Consider the following 15,160-nt stretch of genomic DNA (forward strand, 5'->3'; position numbering starts at 1 on the left):
AGGTTGCGGGGGAAGGCGGGAATGGCAGGCCCGTGGCGGGCTGCCTCTTCATCAAGAGATGGTAGCGCCACTGCGCCTGCAACGGTGTAGCGTGAAATGGATTTCAGAATTCCGGAAAATGGAAGAGTCTGTTTAGTGGCTTTCCAGCTGCGCATACACGGCGTCGGCTATCTTGCCCAACTCGGCTTTCGGCAGCCTGGCCGACAAGGCGTAGCCCATCTGACCATCGATCCAGTAAAACACGCCCAGCTCCTTTTCCTGCGTGTAGCGGAACGCCGTTTCCTGCCTGCCGGCCCGCTCCTTGGCCACGTACAGGGTGAGGCGCTTGCCAGTGCCCTCTTCGTACATGAACTGCGCCACGGGGCCATTGCCATCGCCGGGCAGCAGCCGTCCGCCGATCAAGTGATAGCCGAGCGGCGACAGCACGGGCGGCTGCAATGTGCTGCCCAGGCGTTTCGACAGCCATTGCACCAGGTGGGCCTCTTGTTCGACCCCCACTTCCACGGGGTGGCGCACTTCGGGCGTGTAGACGGCATGGGCAATGGCGGCACTGCGCGCCAGGGCCAGGGGGCTGGCGCTGGTGGCCCGTATATCGCCGGCATCGCTGGCATCTCCGCGCAGCAGCCAGCCGCCCATGCCGCCAGCGAGCACCAGCACGACGGCCGCTGCCGCCTGCATGGCGGGGCGGTACCAGCCATGGTTGGCGGCCGGCGGGGCCGCCGCCTGCAGCAACGCCGGCGGCACGGCTTCCTGCTGCAGCGGATCGAACAGGGCGCGCAATTGCCGGTTTTGCTCGCGCCAGGCTTCCACCCTGGCGGCGTCTTGCGGATGCGCGCGCAGGTAGGCATCGATGGCCGCGCGCTGCTCTTCCGGCAAGACGCCGTCGGCCAGGGCATGCAATTGCGCTTCGCTGATGGCTTGCGTTGTCATTTCACGACTTTCAGGGTGGGGGCGCCATGGCTGCCGGCGGGGCGGCCGTCGAGCAGTTCGCGCAGCCGGTCGCGCCCGCGCGACAAACGCGACATGACGGTGCCAACGGGGATGCCCAGGGTGGACGCCACCTGTTCATACGGCATTTGCTCTAGCGCGACAAGCAAGATCACTTCGCGCTGTCCCAGCGGCAAACAGGCCAGTGCCGCATCCATTTCGCCGATGGCGATGGCTTGCCCCGGCGCGCGCTCCGGGGCGGGCAGCTCGGTGTCGTCGTCCAGCTCCTGCAGCGCCAGGCCGGGGCGGCGCAGCTGATCCACGTGCAGGTTGTGCATGATGGCAAACAGCCAGGGCCGCATCTCGCTACCCCGCTGCCATTGATCCAGTCTGCGCCACGCCCGCTCGACGGTGTCCTGCACCAGGTCGTCCGCACGCAGTCTGCCCACCAGCGCGCGCGCATAGCGGCGCAGGCCGGGCAGGCAGGCTTGCAGTTGGCGGCTATCCTCTGGCGTAGTCATCGTCGGGGCGGGAAGGGCTGTTTACGGCTTGACGACGTGCCACACGTTCTTGAAATTGTCGCCGGCCACGTCGCCCGGCTTCTTGTCTTCCTTGTACAGGTACAGGGGCTTGCCCTTGTAGGTCAGCTGCATGGCACCGTTGTCTTCGCGCTGGATGCTGCCATACGGGGCGGCGGGTGCCGTTTCGGTGGCGATGACGGCGGGCCAGGCGACCAGGCAGCCGCCGCTGCAGGCGCTCTTGCCGCTGTCGGCGACATCCTTGTCGAACACATACACGGTCATGCCGCTGGTGTTGACCAGCATGCCGTTGGCGGGCATGACGTCGGCGGCGAAAGCCAGCGGGGCGGACAAGGCGGTAAAAAGGGCGGTGGCGGCAAAAGTGGTAAAGCGCATGATGGTCTCCTTGAGGTTTTGAGGGCTTGCAAGGGATAGACGCGTGCCGCCCGCCGTTTATTCCCGGGCAGGACAAATATTTTTGTCCGGCGCGTACAGGCTGGCCCACAGGTGGGCGGCCGCCATGGTGCGGTGCGGCGCGTACTGACGCAGCCACTGTTCCGTGCGCGCCATGTCCGGCTTGCTGTCTTCGCCGAGCAGTTTTTGCAGGGCGGCGCGGATGGCCACGTCGCCGTGCAGCGAGCAGTCGGCGTAGCCGTAGCCGCGCAGCAGCGCGTAGTTGACGGTCCAGGGGCCGATGCCCTTCACGGCCAGCAGCGCTTGCGAAATGGCCGCCACGTCGCCGCCTGCCGGCAACTCCAGCGACAGTGCGCCCTCGTCGACGAGGCGCGCCAGGCGCAGCACGGTTTCCGCCTTGGCGCGCGAGAATTTGCGGCTAGTCAGTTCTTCCACCGACAGCCTGGCTACGTCGCGCGCCTCCGGGTAGCACCACAAACCGCTGCCGTGCCGGCGCCCCGCCTGCAAGATAAAGGTGCGGCGCAGGGCGATGGCGAACGGCAGGTTGATCTGCTGGCCGATGATGGCCCAGGTCAGCGCCTCGAAGGGGCTGGCCGACTGCACGATGCGCAAGCCCGGATTGACGCGGACCATAGGCGCCAGCAGCGGGTCGGCGGCGGCCAGTTGCGCAAACGGCTGCGGATCGATGCGCAGGCCGAGGATGTTCAGGAGGGCGTCGTGCAGGGGCGTTTGAAGGTCGGCATCGCCATCGCCATCGATGTCTGCCTGGCAGATGGCAGCATCCTGCGTGAAGGCGACGTCCAGTACTACGGGTACGCCGGCAAGCAGGATGCCCTTGCGCAGGCCTGTCGCGGTAAGCTGTTCCGCCACGCCTTGTGCATCGCGGCTGTGGAAGGCGATGACATCGTCGCGGCGGTAGCCGGCGGGCAGGGGGAGGGTCCAGTGCAGCAGGGTCATGGTGGGCAGGAAATCAGTGGGCGTATCAGGGAGGGTATCAGGGAGGCGATGCGGGCGCACCGCGTTTCTTGCTTTTGTCTTTAACGCGCGCAGATATCTGTGCCGGGAGGGCTCAGGGCCGCCGCGTGCTGGATCTGCAGTGCGTCGGGCACGCCGTTTTTCACGGCCGTCAGCTCGGCCAGGATGGAAATGGCGATTTCGGACGGCGTCTTGCTGCCGATGTACAGGCCGATAGGGCCGTGCAGGCGCGCCAGCTGTTCCGCGCTGACGTCGAACTGCAGCAGCCGCTCGCGGCGTTTGGCATTGTTGGCGCGCGAGCCGATGGCGCCCACGTAAAACGCAGGCGATTTGAGCGCTTCCATCAGGGCCAGGTCGTCGAGCTTGGGATCGTGCGTGAGGGCGACGACGGCGCTGCGGCTGTCGAGCTTGAGTTCCAGCACCAGGTCGTCCGGCATGGCGTGCAACAGGGGCACGCCGGGCACGTTCCAGCCGCCCCGGTATTCCTCACGTGGGTCGCAGACGATGACGTGGTAATCCATGGCCGTGGCGATTTGCGCCACGAAGCGCGACAGCTGGCTGGCGCCGATGATCAGCAAGCGCCAGCGCGGGCCATGCTGCGTGGTGAGTACCGCGCCTTCCAGGGCCAGCGCGGCGCCCGGCGTGGCGCGCTGCAGGGTGACGGCGCCGCTGCGCAGGTCGAGCCGGCGTTCGACCAGTTCATGCGCTTCCAGGCGCGCCAGCAGTTCGGCCACGCGGCTGCCCGCATGCAGCGGCTCGATGGCCAGCTCGATGGTGCCGCCGCAGGGCAGGCCGAAGCGGTGCGCCTCGTCGGCGCTGATGCCGTAGCTGACGATTTCCGGCTGCGTGCGCACGATGCCGTGCACGCGCACGGTATCGATCAGATCATCTTCGATGCAGCCGCCGGAGACGGAACCGACCACCGTGCCATTGTCGCAGATGGCCAGGGTGGCGCCCACGGGGCGTGGGCTGGAACCCCAGGTCTTGATGACGGTGACGAGTTCGCAGCGATGGCCGGCAGCGAGCCAGGCGGCGCTGGTTTTCAGAACTTCAAGGTCGATGCTGTCCATGGGCCGCGAGAGTTGCATGCCGCATGTTTGCGGCAAAGTATGGAATAGTATTCAAGATTGTGGATATACTACCTGTTCCACCACCCTGCGGAGAATTTTCATGTCAAATGAAGTCAAGACGCAAGAAGAGGGTATTCCCAAGTTCGGCAAGCTGCTCATTGTCCTGTTTTTAGCCGTGGTGTTCTGCGGTGCCTTGACCTGGATCATGGGTACTTACTTCCCCAATTTCCCGGGCGCCTGAGCAAACCTGCTGCGCGTCGCGCTTTGCGGCCTGCGATGCTCACCGTGCTAGAGCACGGTTGCGCTTCTTAGCCACAAATCACTGCCGCTCACGACGGTTTTGTCAGGCCCCCTTTTTTTGGTTTAAGGCTTCAGCGGCTTCTTCGCCGCCTGCTTGGAGCGCACGTCGGTCACGGCGCGGTTGATGGCCGCCATGCGCGAGTTGGTGCCCGGATGCAGGGCCGTGTAGCCGTTGGCGACCGTTGCCGGCACTTGCGTGGCCAGGCGTTGCCAGAAGCGGGCGGCGTTGTCGACGTTGTAGCCGGCGCGCGCCAGCAGATAGATGGCCAGGATATCGGCTTGCACGTCGAGCTCCTGCGGCATGGCCTTGATGCCGGCGGCGCCCGTCAGCATCGATACGTCGGGTTGCACGGCGCCCAGGCCGTCGATGATGCTGCCGGCCGTACCCGCCGTGCGCTGGCTGCGCGCGTGGTCAAGGATGTTGTGCGCCATTTCGCGGGCGATCACGAAGGCGATGCCTTCGTCATTTTGCGCCGCATTGACCATGCCGCGCGTGAGCAAGATGCGCGCGCCGTCCGAATACGCGTTGACATTGTCCGCATTGCCCAGGGCGACACGGAAGGCGCAGGCGCGCGTGACGGGAATTTTGAGGTCCTGCTGCTGGCCGTCGCGGGCGATGGTCATGTTCAGACTGGCGCTTTTCGAGGCCAGCGGGCCGACGATGGCGCCAAACGGACCTTCCGCTTTCGGGCCGGACGGCAGCGGCTTGCCTTCAGCTGCCAGCAAGCCATCACCCTTGCGCAAGCCGGCGCGCGCGGCGCCACTGCCCGGCAAGACGCCGGAGACCTGCATCTGTTCGCCATAGCCGAGCGCTGCCTGCGCTGCGTCGGCATAGATGCCCGGGTACGAGTATTTGTTCTGCGCCGTAAAGCCCAACAGGTTGCGCGCATACGTCTTGCACAGGTCCGCATTGTTGATCAGCAGGGGCGCCGAGACTTTCGACAGGCGGTCCTGCAGCGCCACCATCTTCACCAGTTCTTCCTGCGCCGCCTTCTGTTGCGCCGTCGGGGCAGGCGCATCGGGCGCCGGCACCACGTTGAACGGGCCGCTGACAGTCGTCGCCGGCGTGGTGCAGCCGGCGAGGATGGCCGCACTGGCCAGCAGTAAGGGAGTGGCCAATCGGCACAGCGAAGTTGAGGCTGAGTTCAGATGGCGGAAACCTGGCATAAGACAATCCTTAATGTTTGCCGGTGCTGCCGAAACCGCCAACACCGCGTTCGCTGTCGCCGAATTCTTCGACGACGTTAAAGCCCACTTGCAGCACCGGCACGATAATCAGTTGCGCCAGGCGTTCCATGGGGTTGAGCGTGAATGCGCTCTGGCCCCGGTTCCAGGTCGATACCATCAACTGGCCCTGGTAATCGGAGTCGATCAAGCCTACCAGATTCCCCAAGACGATGCCGTTTTTGTGACCCATGCCGCTGCGCGGCAGGATCATGGCCGCATACGACGGGTCGCCGATGTGGATGGCCAGGCCGGTGGGAATGAGCACCGTCTGGCCCGCTTCGATGGTGATGGGCGAGGCTATGCAGGCGCGCAGGTCCAGGCCGGCGCTGCCTGGGGTGGCGTAGGCCGGCAGCAGTTCTTGCATGCGGGCGTCGAGGATCTTGATGTCGATATTTTTCATTAATCTAACTAACTAAGCTAAGTCGTATAAACGGTTACTTGAGGAGCGAATTTTTTGCCAGTCGCTTCGAGATTTCCGAAATCAGCTGGCGCGCCAGGTTCAGTTTCGAGGCGCGTGGCAGCACCGTATGGCCTTCCTCGTCGAACAGGATGATGGTGTTGTCGTCCTGGCCAAACGTGTTCTGGCCGATATTGCCGACCAGCAATGGAATGCCTTTTTTCTCGCGCTTGGTCGAGCCGAATTCCACCAGGTTTTCAGATTCGGCGGCAAAGCCGACGCAATACGGATAGCCGGCCAGGTTGGTGCGCGCCGCCACGGTGGCCAGGATGTCGGGGTTTTGCGCGAACTGCAGTTCGGGCACGGAGCCGTCGGCCTGTTTTTTCATCTTCTGGTCGCTGGCGTTGGCCACGCGCCAGTCGGCCACGGCGGCCACGGCGACGAAGACATGCTGGCCGTCGACGTGGGCCAGCACCGCATCATGCATCTGCTGCGCGCTTTGCACATCGATGCGGCGCACGCCGAAGGGCGCGTCCAGGGCCGTGGGGCCGGAAATGAGCAGCACCTCGGCGCCCGCTTCGCGCGCCGCGCGCGCCACTGCATAGCCCATCTTGCCCGAGGACAGATTGGTGATGCCGCGTACCGGGTCGATGGCCTCAAAAGTAGGGCCGGCGGTGACCAGCACGCGCTTGCCCGCCAGGACTTTCGGCTGGAAGGCGGCGATCAGCTCCGTCAGCAACTGCTCCGGTTCCAGCATGCGGCCCAGTCCTACTTCGCCGCACGCCTGTTCGCCGGCGGCCGGGCCGAACAGCTTGATGCCATCGTCGCGCAGTTGCTGCACATTGCGCTGCGTAGCGGGGTTCTGCCACATTTCCACGTTCATGGCGGGCGCCACCAGCAAAGGCAGGTGGGATGGACGGGCCAGGCACAGGGTCGACAGCAGGTCGTCGCACACGCCATGCGCGAGCTTGCGCAGAAAATCGGCTGAACACGGCGCGATCAGGATGGCGTCCGCATGGCGCGTCAAATCGATATGCGCCATGTTGTTATCGATGCGCGCATCCCACTGGCTGGTGTGCACGGGGTGGCCCGACAGGGCCTGCATCGTGACGGCCGTGATGAAGTGGCTGGCCGCATCCGTCATCACCACTTGCACCGAGGCGCCGGCCTTGGTCAGGGCGCGGCACAGTTCCGCCGCCTTGTAGCAAGCGACGCCGCCCGAAAGTCCCAGGACGATTTTTTTGCCAGACAATTCCATGCCGTTCTCCTGCTGGTTTATTTGTTTACCCGGCGCAGTTCATCGATGATGAACAGGGCCGCGCCGATGCAGATGGCGCTGTCGGCGATATTGAAGGCGGGGAAGTGGCCCCAGCTTTTCCAGTGGAAGTCGAGGAAGTCGACCACATGGCCATACATCAGGCGGTCGATGGCGTTGCCCAGCGCGCCGCCAAGGATCAGCGCCAGGGCCCAGCAGAACATGCGCTGGCCGGCGTGCTTTTTCAGCAGATAAATGATGTAGATGGCTGCCGTCAGGGCGATGGCGGTGAAAAAATAGCGCTGCCAGCCGCCCTGGTCGGACAGGAAGCTGAATGCGGCACCTTTGTTATACGCGAGCACCAGGTTGAAATACGAGGTGATGACCATTTCCTGCGCATAGCGGAAGGTCTTCAGGATCGTGATCTTGGTAATCTGGTCGAACAGGATGACGATGGCGGCAATGCCCAGCCAGGGCACCAGCGACGATGAGGAGGACGATTTCGATGAAAAACGGTTTTTAGTGGCCATATTTTTCCAGGGAAGATAAAGCCGCCGCCTGGTAGCAGGCGGCGGTTGGAAGCGGGACGCAGGCAGCGCCCCGGGGTGACAGTCTATGCGAAACGGCGCGATTCGCCTTTTCCAAACAGATTGCTGATGCAGCGGCCGCACAGGGTAGCATGCGCGGCGTCCGTGCCCACGTCGCTACGGTAGTGCCAGCAGCGCTCGCACTTCGGCGCCGTCGACGCGGCCACAACCACTTCCTCGGCCGCTTCGTCGGCCACTTCGGCCACCGTGGCCTGCGAGGTGATGAAGACGAATTTCAAGTCCTCGCCCAGGGTGGTCAACAGCTTGTACTTCATCGGCGCGGCCTTGATCGTCAGTTCCGCCTGCAGCGAGGAGCCGATGGCGCCCGAAGTGCGCAAGTCTTCCAGCTGTTTTGTGACGTCCGTGCGCACGGCGCGCAGGGCCGTGTATTTCTCCAGCAAATCAGCCGCATCCGACACTTCCGGCAGCTGCCACCAGGTTTGCGTGAAGATGGTTTCATCGCTGGCGGCATACGCTTCGCTGCCGGCAAAGACGGCCCATGCTTCCTCGGCCGTGAACGACAGGGCTGGAGCCATCAGGCGCAGCAGGCTTTGCGTGATGTGCCACAGGGCCGTTTGCGCCGAACGGCGCGCGTGCGAGGTCAGGCCCGAGGTGTACAGGCGGTCCTTCAGGATGTCCAGGTAGAAGCCGCCCAAGTCCTCCGAACAGTACGTCTGCAGCTTCGACACCACCGGGTGGAACTCGTAGCGCGCGTAATTGTTTTCGATCTGCGTTTGCAGCGATGCCATGTTGGCCAGCGCATAGCGGTCGATTTCGAACATCTCCGCCACTGGCACGGCGTCCGTGGCCTGGTTGAAGTCCGAGGTGTTCGCCAGCAGGAAGCGCAGGGTGTTGCGGATGCGGCGATACGATTCGGTCACGCGTTTCAGGATTTCATCGGAGATCGACAGCTCGCCCGTGTAGTCGGTCGAGGCGATCCACAGGCGCAGGATGTCCGCGCCCAGCGTGTCCGAGATCTTTTGCGGCGCCAAAGTATTCCCCAGCGACTTGGACATCTTCTTGCCTTCGCCGTCGACCGTGAAGCCGTGCGTCAGCAGGGCCTTGTACGGCGGACGGCCATTCAGCATGGACGACACCAGCAGGGACGAGTGGAACCAGCCGCGATGCTGGTCCGAACCTTCCAGGTACAGGTCGGCCGGGAATTGCAGCTGCGTCGAGTGCGAACCGTGGCTTTGCGGGCCGCCCAGCACCGTCTGGTGCGTGGCGCCGGAATCGAACCACACGTCCAGCGTATCCTTGTTCTTGGCGTAGATGGCCGCTTCGTCGCCGATCAGGTCTTTCAAGTCCAGTGCCTGCCATGCCTCGATGCCGCTTTTTTCGATCAGCTTGGCCACTTGCTCCAGCAGTTCCGGCGTGCGCGGATGCAGGTCGCCCGTTTCCTTGTGCACGATGAAGGCCATCGGCACGCCCCACTGGCGCTGGCGCGAGAGGGTCCAGTCAGGGCGGTTGGCGATCATGCCGTGCAGGCGCGCCTGGCCCCAGTCCGGGAAGAACTCGGTCTCGGCGATGCCTTTCAATGCCGTCTCACGCAGGGTCGCGCCGCCGTCTTTCGGCGTCACGTCCATGCCGGCGAACCACTGCGAGGTGGCGCGGTAGATGATCGGCGTCTTATGGCGCCAGCAATGCATGTAGCTGTGGTCGAACATCTTGACTTCGAACAGCGCGCCCGCTTCGCGCAGGGCGTTGCAGATCGGTTTCGATGCTTCCCAGATGGTCATGCCGCCGAACAGGGGCAGGGTGGAAGCGAACTTGCCGTCGCCCATGACGGGCTTGATGATGTCGTCGTCCTTCATGCCGTGCGCCTTGCACGAGATGAAGTCGTCCAGGCCGTAGGCTGGCGCCGAGTGCACCACGCCCGTGCCGCTTTCCGTGGTCACGTATTCGGCCAGGTACAAAGGCGACAAGCGGTCGTAGAAGGCGTCGCTGGCATGCAGCGGGTGGCGGAAGCTGATGCCGGCCAGGGCCGCGCCGTCGCAGGTGGCAATCGTCGTGCCATCGAGCTTGAAACGCGCCAGGCTGGCCACGACCAGGTCTTGCGCCAGGATCAGCAGCAGCGGCTGGCCATCGCGCTCGGTTTTCACCAGCGCGTATTTGACTTCCGGGTGTACGTTCAGCGCCTGGTTCGACGGGATGGTCCACGGCGTGGTGGTCCAGATGACGATGAAACCGTTCTCGGTCGGCAGGGAAGGCAGGCCGAAGGCGGCCGCCAGTTTTTCCGGCTCGGCGAACTTGAACCCCACGTCGATGGCAGGATCGCGTTTTTCCGCGTATTCCACTTCCGCCTCGGCCAGCGCCGACTGGCAGTCGAAACACCAGTTGACCGGCTTCAGGCCGCGGTAGACATAGCCTTTTTCCAGCAACTTGCCCAGCGCGCGCAATTCGTCGGCTTCATTGCCGTGCGCCATGGTCAAATACGGGTTGTCCCACTCGCCCAGCACGCCCAGGCGGATGAAATCCTTCTTCTGGCGCTCGACTTGCACATTCGCGTAGGCGCGGGCTTTTTCCAGTACGTCGGCCGTCGGCAGGTTCTTGCCGTGCAGTTTTTCGATCTGGATTTCGATCGGCATGCCGTGGCAATCCCAGCCGGGCACATACGGCGCATCGAAGCCGGCCAGCGAGCGCGACTTGACGACCATGTCTTTGAGGATCTTGTTGACGGCGTGGCCCAGGTGGATATCGCCATTCGCGTACGGCGGGCCGTCATGCAGGATGAATTTCGGACGGCCGGCGGCAGCCTTGCGCACGCGCTCGTAGATTTTCTTGTCTTGCCATTGCTGCACCCATTGCGGCTCGCGCTTGGCCATGTCGCCGCGCATCGGGAACGGGGTTTCCGTCATGTTGACCGGGTATTTGCTTTCAGGCTTCTTGTTCTGCTTGGGCGTGGCTGGCTTGTTTTGATCGGACATAATCTTCTTTAATGGTATGGAGTCTATTTTTGTAGCGGGTTTGCGGCGGCAGGCGCCGCCAGACGGCGGAGTTGGCCGGCGTCAAATTCGGTCGGTAGCGGTAATGGCGCCGCTGCGCTGCTCAAAATAGGCGCGCGCCTGGTTCGAATCGCGCTCGATGGCGGCCGTCAGGGTGGGCAAGTCGTCATACTTTTCTTCGTCGCGCAGCTTTTGCAGGAACTCCACGCGTACCAGCTTGCCGTAGCAGGACTGGGCGAAATCAAACAGATGCACTTCCAACAAGACGCGGCCGCTGTCGTCGACGGTAGGGCGCACGCCGAGGCTGGCCACGGCGGGCAGCGGCTGCGGGCCCAGGCCGTGCACCTGCACGATGAAGATGCCGGACAGGGCGGGGCGATGCGCCACGCGCAGGTTCAGGGTGGGGAAACCCAGGGTGCGGCCCAGTTTCTGACCGTGGATGACGTGGCCGGAAATGGCATACGGATGGCCCAGCAACTGCGTGGCCAGGGGGAAATCACCGGCGGCCAGGGCCAGGCGCACGGCGGACGACGAAATGCGCGTGCTGCCGTTCATCACGGTAGGTAATGTTTCTACATGGAAGCCATATTTGCGGCCCGCTTCCTGCAACATGGCGACATCGCCGGCGCGTCGGGCGCCGTAGCAGAAATCGTCACCGACCATCAGCCATTTCACGTGCAAGCCGTCGACGAGGACTTTTTCCGTGAATTCCTGCGGCGTCAAGGCGGCGAACTGGGCGCTGAAATGCTCGACGACGACACGGTCGATGCCGGCGTCGTCCAGCGACTGCAGCTTGTCACGCAGGTTGGCGATGCGTTGCGGCGCCTTTGACAAGTCGCCCGCGCGCTGCGCAAAGAATTCGCGCGGGTGCGGTTCGAACGTCATCACGGCCGCTTCAATGCCGAGTTCGGTCGCCGCGCCGCGCACGCGCGCCAGCAAGGCTTGATGGCCGATGTGGACACCGTCAAAATTGCCGATGGTCAGAGCGCAAGGCGCTCGTGCCTGGGCATTGGGAAGTCCGCGGAATACCTTCATAGGAATCTGATGAAAAACTGTGCCAAAAGGGGGATTATACGGACTGTTTCAGGGATGCACACCCGGCAGGGCTGGCGCAGGGCGAATTTCACTGCTGAAATAACAAAAAGCGTTGCCGGCGGGTGAGCTGGCAACGCTTTAGTATTGATTCAATGCACTTTCAACGTCGAGCCCAAGCGTAGCGAGCGGCAGTGATTTGCGGTCGAGAAGCGCAACCGTACGTGAGTACGGTGAGCATCACAGGCCGCAAAGCGCGACGCGCAGTAGCGTGGGTTCGATGTCAATTACTTGTTCATGAGGGTCCAGTAACGGGCCAGGTCCGCAGCGCCATCGGTGCCCTTGACAGCCTTGAGTGCCGTCGTTGCATTGGACTTCTTGCCGGCGTGGATGTAGGCGATGCCCAGATGAAGCTTGGCTTCTTCCGCGTACTTGGCGGTGCCCATTTTCACGGCATCGTTCATCAAGCCCATGCCCTTCTCGGCCTGACCGTCGTAGACCAGGGCGAAGCCCAGCTTGCTCAAGCTGTCGGCGTCCTTGTTCTTGACGTATTCCGCTTCCGACTTGGCGGCGCTGGCTTTCAGGTCGGCCTGGGTTTTCAGGGCCAGATCTTTCAGGCGCTGGTGACGTGGTGCATCGGTACCGGTGCCCAGTGCGCCTTTTTTGTAGCCTTGCTCGATGATGGTCAAAGCTTCGCCAGGATTGCCTGCTTGCAGGGCCAGCTGGCTGATTTCCATGTATTCGGACGGCTTGCTGAACAGGCCGTTGGCCAGGCGCAGGCGCTGGACATCCAGGCCCAGGCGTTGCGAGAAGCCAGGTTTGCCCGAGACGCGGTTCAGCAGGTCAGCCCAGTAGCTGGTTTTTGGATAGTTCGATGCCAGTTTTTCCAGGGTAGCAACGTAGCCGCCCTTGTCGTTTTGCTTCAACTGGATGTTGGCCAGCATTTGCAGGCTCGCTTCCGAGTTGCCGCCGCGCGCTTGCAGTTCCTTGGCCGCTTCGGCGTAGTTGCCGCTGACGTAGTAGGTCTGGATCAGCAATTCGCGCATCTGCGCATCGTCGCGGTCTTTCAGCGAGCGTTTGATCCAGGTGACGGTATTGGGCCAGTCCTTGGCGCGGTAGTACATGCCTGCCAGCGCTTGCGTGAATTTTGGTGCTTCGGCGGCGCTCAGGCGACCGGAATTGATGACGGCTTCGAAAGCCTTGATGGCGGTGCCGTTATCGCCGGCAGCAGCAGCGGCCGAGGCGCGCACGCGCTCGATCTGGTAGCTTTCAAAGGCGGTCTTGCCGCCGACGCTGTCAGCTTCGCGCAGCTTGGCCAGTGCTTCCTTGTTTTTGCCGCTGCTAGCGAGTTTTTGCGCTTCTTGCAGTGGCTTGCCCACTTCGGCACGCACGGTGTCCGCGGCGTATGCCAGCGAGCCCAGGCCGATTACGGGAGTTGCTGCGGTAAAACCGATAGCGGCCATGACGAGGCCGAGATGAGCGAGACGAAACTTGGACATAAGAAAGTCTTTCAGTAAAAAGCGAATAGGCAGGAAGTCCTGCCTATTCGGATGTAAAGAGAACCTGATTGCTGCAGCTTACTGGAATTGCTCGTTGCCGACCAGACCGATTTTGGTCACACCCAGACGCTGCGCCGACGCCATCACACCGGCGACGACTTTGTATTCCACCAGCTTGTTCGGACGCAGATGCACTTCCGGCTGGTCTGCTTGCGCAGCAACGTTGCTCAGCTTGGCTTCCAGCGAAGCGCGGTCAGGAACGACCTGATTGTCCCACAAGATCGTACCGTCAAAATCGACATCAATCGTGACGACCACTGGTTCGGTTGTCGGTGGCGGCGGGGTGCCGACCGGCATGTTCAAGTTCACCGAGTGGTTTTGCTTAGGAATCGTGATGATCAACATGATAATCAGCACCAGCATCACGTCGATGAGGGGCGTCATATTCAGTTCCATCATTGGTTCCGGATCCGCGCCTGCTGCGCTTCCCGAACCGACATTCATACTCATAGTGTTTCCTTTAAGAAGTCCAACGAAGCGCCGGGCGAAACTGCCGCCCGGTCAACTTCTGGCAGTGGCGTCCGCGTGTTGCCGGGACGCCGCTGCCAGTCGCTATCAGCCCTTGTCAGGTGGTTCGGTGATGAAGCCGACCTTCTGGATCCCGGCACGTTGGGTCGTGTAAATAACCCGGCCGATCGATTCGTAGCGTGTTTCTTGGTCGCCACGAACGTGTACTTCCGGCTGCGGTACTTTCACTGCTTCAACTTTAAGATAATCGAACAGCTCGTTCGTGTCTTTCAGTCTGGTCTGGCCCAGGTAAATCTCGCCGTCCTTATTAACAACAATGTTAACGTTCTCTGGCTTGGTTTGCAGGGCTTGGTTCGTCTCAATCGGCAGATCGATTTTCTGCAGCTTGAGGACAACCGGACTCGTAATCAAGAAAATGATCAGCAAAACCAACATGATGTCGACGAGCGGCGTCGTGTTGATTTCTGACATTACTTGATCTTCATCTCCGCTGTCGGAGCCGACGGACATCGACATGATTCTTATCCGATCTTTTTAGCGCCGGCAGCACGGCCAGCTTCGCTGGTCGACATTACGCCGGAAACCAGAACCGAGTGAACGTCGGCGCTGAACGAGCGGATGTCTTCCATTGCGGATTTGTTACGACGAACCAACCAGTTGTAACCCAGAACGGCAGGAACGGCGACCAGCAGACCGAAAGCGGTCATGATCAGGGCTTCGCCAACTGGACCTGCCACTTTATCGATCGATGCGTTACCGGTCATGCCGATAGCGGTCAGCGCGCCGTAAATACCCCAAACGGTACCGAACAGACCGATAAACGGTGCGGTCGAACCAACGGTTGCCAGGAACGACAGGCCATCTTGCAGACGCGATTGGACTTTGTCCGAAGCGCGCTGGATCGACATCGTCACCCAGGTCGACAGATCGATTTGTTCCAGCAGGGCGCCGTCATGGTGCGCGGTTGCCTTGGTGCCCGATTCAGCGATGAAGCGGAATGGCGAGCCTTCGCTCAAGGTTGCCGAACCAGCTGCGATCGAAGGAGCTTTCCAGAATTTGGAAGCGGCTTCTTTCGCTTGCTTGAAGATCTTCATTTGATCCAGCAGCTTGGTGATGATGATGTACCAGCTGCCGATCGACATGATGGACAGGATGATCAGGGTAGCGCGTGGCACGAAGCCGCCGTCCCATACTGCGGACAGGCCGAACGGGTTGTGCACTTCTTCGGTTTTGGCTGGAGCGGCTGCATCAGCGGCTGGAGCTGCTGCGTCTGCTGCTGGAGCGGCGGCATCTGCGGCAACTGGTGCTGGTGCAGCGTCTGCCGCAGGAGCCGAAGCGGCAGCCGATGCTGGCGCGTCAGCGAATGCCGGAGCTGCTACCAGAGCGGTAGTAGCGGTAACGGACAACAGAACCGCGGCAAAAAATGCGGACAAACGGGTATTCTTAAACATGCTTCCTCCAAAATTAAAAATAACAGATCGCTGAA

16 protein-coding genes are annotated in these 15,160 nt (G+C 62.3%); 1 reads left to right on the top strand and 15 read right to left on the bottom strand.

The window, feature by feature from the left end:
* Nucleotides 1-132 precede the first annotated feature (132 nt).
* The 5 genes from ACQ4W7_RS01060 to ACQ4W7_RS01080 form a co-directional block, all read right to left on the bottom strand.
* On the bottom strand, nt 133-930 hold the full coding sequence (locus ACQ4W7_RS01060; protein WP_436527858.1) for an anti-sigma factor family protein: 798 nt from the start codon (nt 928-930) through the stop codon (nt 133-135).
* Complete coding sequence (locus ACQ4W7_RS01065) at nt 927-1,448, bottom strand: RNA polymerase sigma factor (protein WP_426071575.1); 522 nt, start codon at nt 1,446-1,448, stop codon at nt 927-929. Before ACQ4W7_RS01065 ends, ACQ4W7_RS01060 begins: the two co-directional genes overlap by 4 nt.
* A 21-nt stretch (nt 1,449-1,469) precedes the next feature.
* Nucleotides 1,470-1,841 (bottom strand): COG4315 family predicted lipoprotein, encoded by a 372-nt coding sequence (locus ACQ4W7_RS01070; RefSeq protein WP_436527860.1) that lies wholly within the window; start codon nt 1,839-1,841, stop codon nt 1,470-1,472.
* A 57-nt stretch (nt 1,842-1,898) separates the two neighbouring features.
* A complete protein-coding gene (locus tag ACQ4W7_RS01075) occupies nt 1,899-2,816 on the bottom strand; it encodes a DNA-3-methyladenine glycosylase family protein (RefSeq protein ID WP_436527862.1) in 918 nt (305 codons plus the stop codon).
* A gap of 80 nt (nt 2,817-2,896) precedes the next feature.
* Nucleotides 2,897-3,904 carry an XdhC family protein gene (locus tag ACQ4W7_RS01080; protein ID WP_426071771.1) on the bottom strand — a complete coding sequence of 336 codons (1,008 nt, stop codon included), beginning with the start codon at nt 3,902-3,904 and terminating at the stop codon, nt 2,897-2,899.
* Nucleotides 3,905-4,004: 100 nt separating this feature from the next.
* On the opposite strand from ACQ4W7_RS01080, the gene ACQ4W7_RS01085 reads away from it, so the two are divergent.
* Entirely contained in the window at nt 4,005-4,145 is a 141-nt protein-coding gene (locus ACQ4W7_RS01085; RefSeq protein ID WP_162835767.1) for a hypothetical protein, read from the top strand.
* A 122-nt stretch (nt 4,146-4,267) separates the two neighbouring features.
* Here the strand turns inward: ACQ4W7_RS01085 and ACQ4W7_RS01090 are convergent, their stop codons facing one another.
* The 10 genes from ACQ4W7_RS01090 to ACQ4W7_RS01135 form a co-directional block, all read right to left on the bottom strand.
* On the bottom strand, nt 4,268-5,371 hold the full coding sequence (locus tag ACQ4W7_RS01090; RefSeq protein ID WP_436527865.1) for a M48 family metalloprotease: 1,104 nt from the start codon (nt 5,369-5,371) through the stop codon (nt 4,268-4,270).
* 10 nt (nt 5,372-5,381) lie between these two features.
* On the bottom strand, nt 5,382-5,831 hold the full coding sequence (gene dut, locus ACQ4W7_RS01095) for a dUTP diphosphatase (RefSeq protein ID WP_426071579.1): 450 nt from the start codon (nt 5,829-5,831) through the stop codon (nt 5,382-5,384).
* A gap of 34 nt (nt 5,832-5,865) precedes the next feature.
* Complete coding sequence (gene coaBC / locus ACQ4W7_RS01100; RefSeq protein WP_034785232.1) at nt 5,866-7,086, bottom strand: bifunctional phosphopantothenoylcysteine decarboxylase/phosphopantothenate--cysteine ligase CoaBC; 1,221 nt, start codon at nt 7,084-7,086, stop codon at nt 5,866-5,868.
* Nucleotides 7,087-7,103: 17 nt separating this feature from the next.
* On the bottom strand, nt 7,104-7,613 hold the full coding sequence (lspA, locus tag ACQ4W7_RS01105) for a signal peptidase II (RefSeq protein ID WP_426071581.1): 510 nt from the start codon (nt 7,611-7,613) through the stop codon (nt 7,104-7,106).
* 83 nt (nt 7,614-7,696) lie between these two features.
* Entirely contained in the window at nt 7,697-10,597 is a 2,901-nt protein-coding gene (gene ileS / locus ACQ4W7_RS01110) for an isoleucine--tRNA ligase (RefSeq protein WP_436527868.1), read from the bottom strand.
* An 81-nt stretch (nt 10,598-10,678) separates the two neighbouring features.
* Nucleotides 10,679-11,650, bottom strand: a complete 972-nt coding sequence (locus tag ACQ4W7_RS01115; RefSeq protein WP_426071583.1) for a bifunctional riboflavin kinase/FAD synthetase — start codon at nt 11,648-11,650, stop codon at nt 10,679-10,681.
* Nucleotides 11,651-11,934: 284 nt separating this feature from the next.
* The gene (locus tag ACQ4W7_RS01120; protein ID WP_436527871.1) at nt 11,935-13,146 is read right to left on the bottom strand and encodes a tetratricopeptide repeat protein; all 1,212 of its coding nucleotides are present in this window, start codon (nt 13,144-13,146) and stop codon (nt 11,935-11,937) included.
* 78 nt (nt 13,147-13,224) lie between these two features.
* Nucleotides 13,225-13,656 (bottom strand): ExbD/TolR family protein, encoded by a 432-nt coding sequence (locus tag ACQ4W7_RS01125; RefSeq protein ID WP_180977327.1) that lies wholly within the window; start codon nt 13,654-13,656, stop codon nt 13,225-13,227.
* A 105-nt stretch (nt 13,657-13,761) separates the two neighbouring features.
* Nucleotides 13,762-14,190, bottom strand: coding sequence for an ExbD/TolR family protein (locus ACQ4W7_RS01130; protein WP_100874176.1), 429 nt, complete (start codon nt 14,188-14,190; stop codon nt 13,762-13,764).
* Between the two features lie 5 nt (nt 14,191-14,195).
* The gene (locus ACQ4W7_RS01135; RefSeq protein WP_167468694.1) at nt 14,196-15,125 is read right to left on the bottom strand and encodes a MotA/TolQ/ExbB proton channel family protein; all 930 of its coding nucleotides are present in this window, start codon (nt 15,123-15,125) and stop codon (nt 14,196-14,198) included.
* Nucleotides 15,126-15,160 lie beyond the last annotated feature (35 nt).

It is taken from the genome of Janthinobacterium algoris (assembly GCF_051380935.1).
In the GTDB taxonomy this organism is placed as follows: Bacteria; Pseudomonadota; Gammaproteobacteria; order Burkholderiales; family Burkholderiaceae_D; genus Janthinobacterium.

Coding starts and splice junctions, on each gene's coding strand:
- ACQ4W7_RS01060 (WP_436527858.1), bottom strand. CDS start 930: ATGACAACGCAAGCCATCAGCGAAGCGCAATTGCATGCCCTGGCCGAC.
- ACQ4W7_RS01065 (WP_426071575.1), bottom strand. CDS start 1,448: ATGACTACGCCAGAGGATAGCCGCCAACTGCAAGCCTGCCTGCCCGGC.
- ACQ4W7_RS01070 (WP_436527860.1), bottom strand. CDS start 1,841: ATGCGCTTTACCACTTTTGCCGCCACCGCCCTTTTTACCGCCTTGTCC.
- ACQ4W7_RS01075 (WP_436527862.1), bottom strand. CDS start 2,816: ATGACCCTGCTGCACTGGACCCTCCCCCTGCCCGCCGGCTACCGCCGC.
- ACQ4W7_RS01080 (WP_426071771.1), bottom strand. CDS start 3,904: ATGGACAGCATCGACCTTGAAGTTCTGAAAACCAGCGCCGCCTGGCTC.
- ACQ4W7_RS01085 (WP_162835767.1), top strand. CDS start 4,005: ATGTCAAATGAAGTCAAGACGCAAGAAGAGGGTATTCCCAAGTTCGGC.
- ACQ4W7_RS01090 (WP_436527865.1), bottom strand. CDS start 5,371: ATGCCAGGTTTCCGCCATCTGAACTCAGCCTCAACTTCGCTGTGCCGA.
- dut (WP_426071579.1), bottom strand. CDS start 5,831: ATGAAAAATATCGACATCAAGATCCTCGACGCCCGCATGCAAGAACTG.
- coaBC (WP_034785232.1), bottom strand. CDS start 7,086: ATGGAATTGTCTGGCAAAAAAATCGTCCTGGGACTTTCGGGCGGCGTC.
- lspA (WP_426071581.1), bottom strand. CDS start 7,613: ATGGCCACTAAAAACCGTTTTTCATCGAAATCGTCCTCCTCATCGTCG.
- ileS (WP_436527868.1), bottom strand. CDS start 10,597: ATGTCCGATCAAAACAAGCCAGCCACGCCCAAGCAGAACAAGAAGCCT.
- ACQ4W7_RS01115 (WP_426071583.1), bottom strand. CDS start 11,650: ATGAAGGTATTCCGCGGACTTCCCAATGCCCAGGCACGAGCGCCTTGC.
- ACQ4W7_RS01120 (WP_436527871.1), bottom strand. CDS start 13,146: ATGTCCAAGTTTCGTCTCGCTCATCTCGGCCTCGTCATGGCCGCTATC.
- ACQ4W7_RS01125 (WP_180977327.1), bottom strand. CDS start 13,656: ATGAGTATGAATGTCGGTTCGGGAAGCGCAGCAGGCGCGGATCCGGAA.
- ACQ4W7_RS01130 (WP_100874176.1), bottom strand. CDS start 14,190: ATGTCGATGTCCGTCGGCTCCGACAGCGGAGATGAAGATCAAGTAATG.
- ACQ4W7_RS01135 (WP_167468694.1), bottom strand. CDS start 15,125: ATGTTTAAGAATACCCGTTTGTCCGCATTTTTTGCCGCGGTTCTGTTG.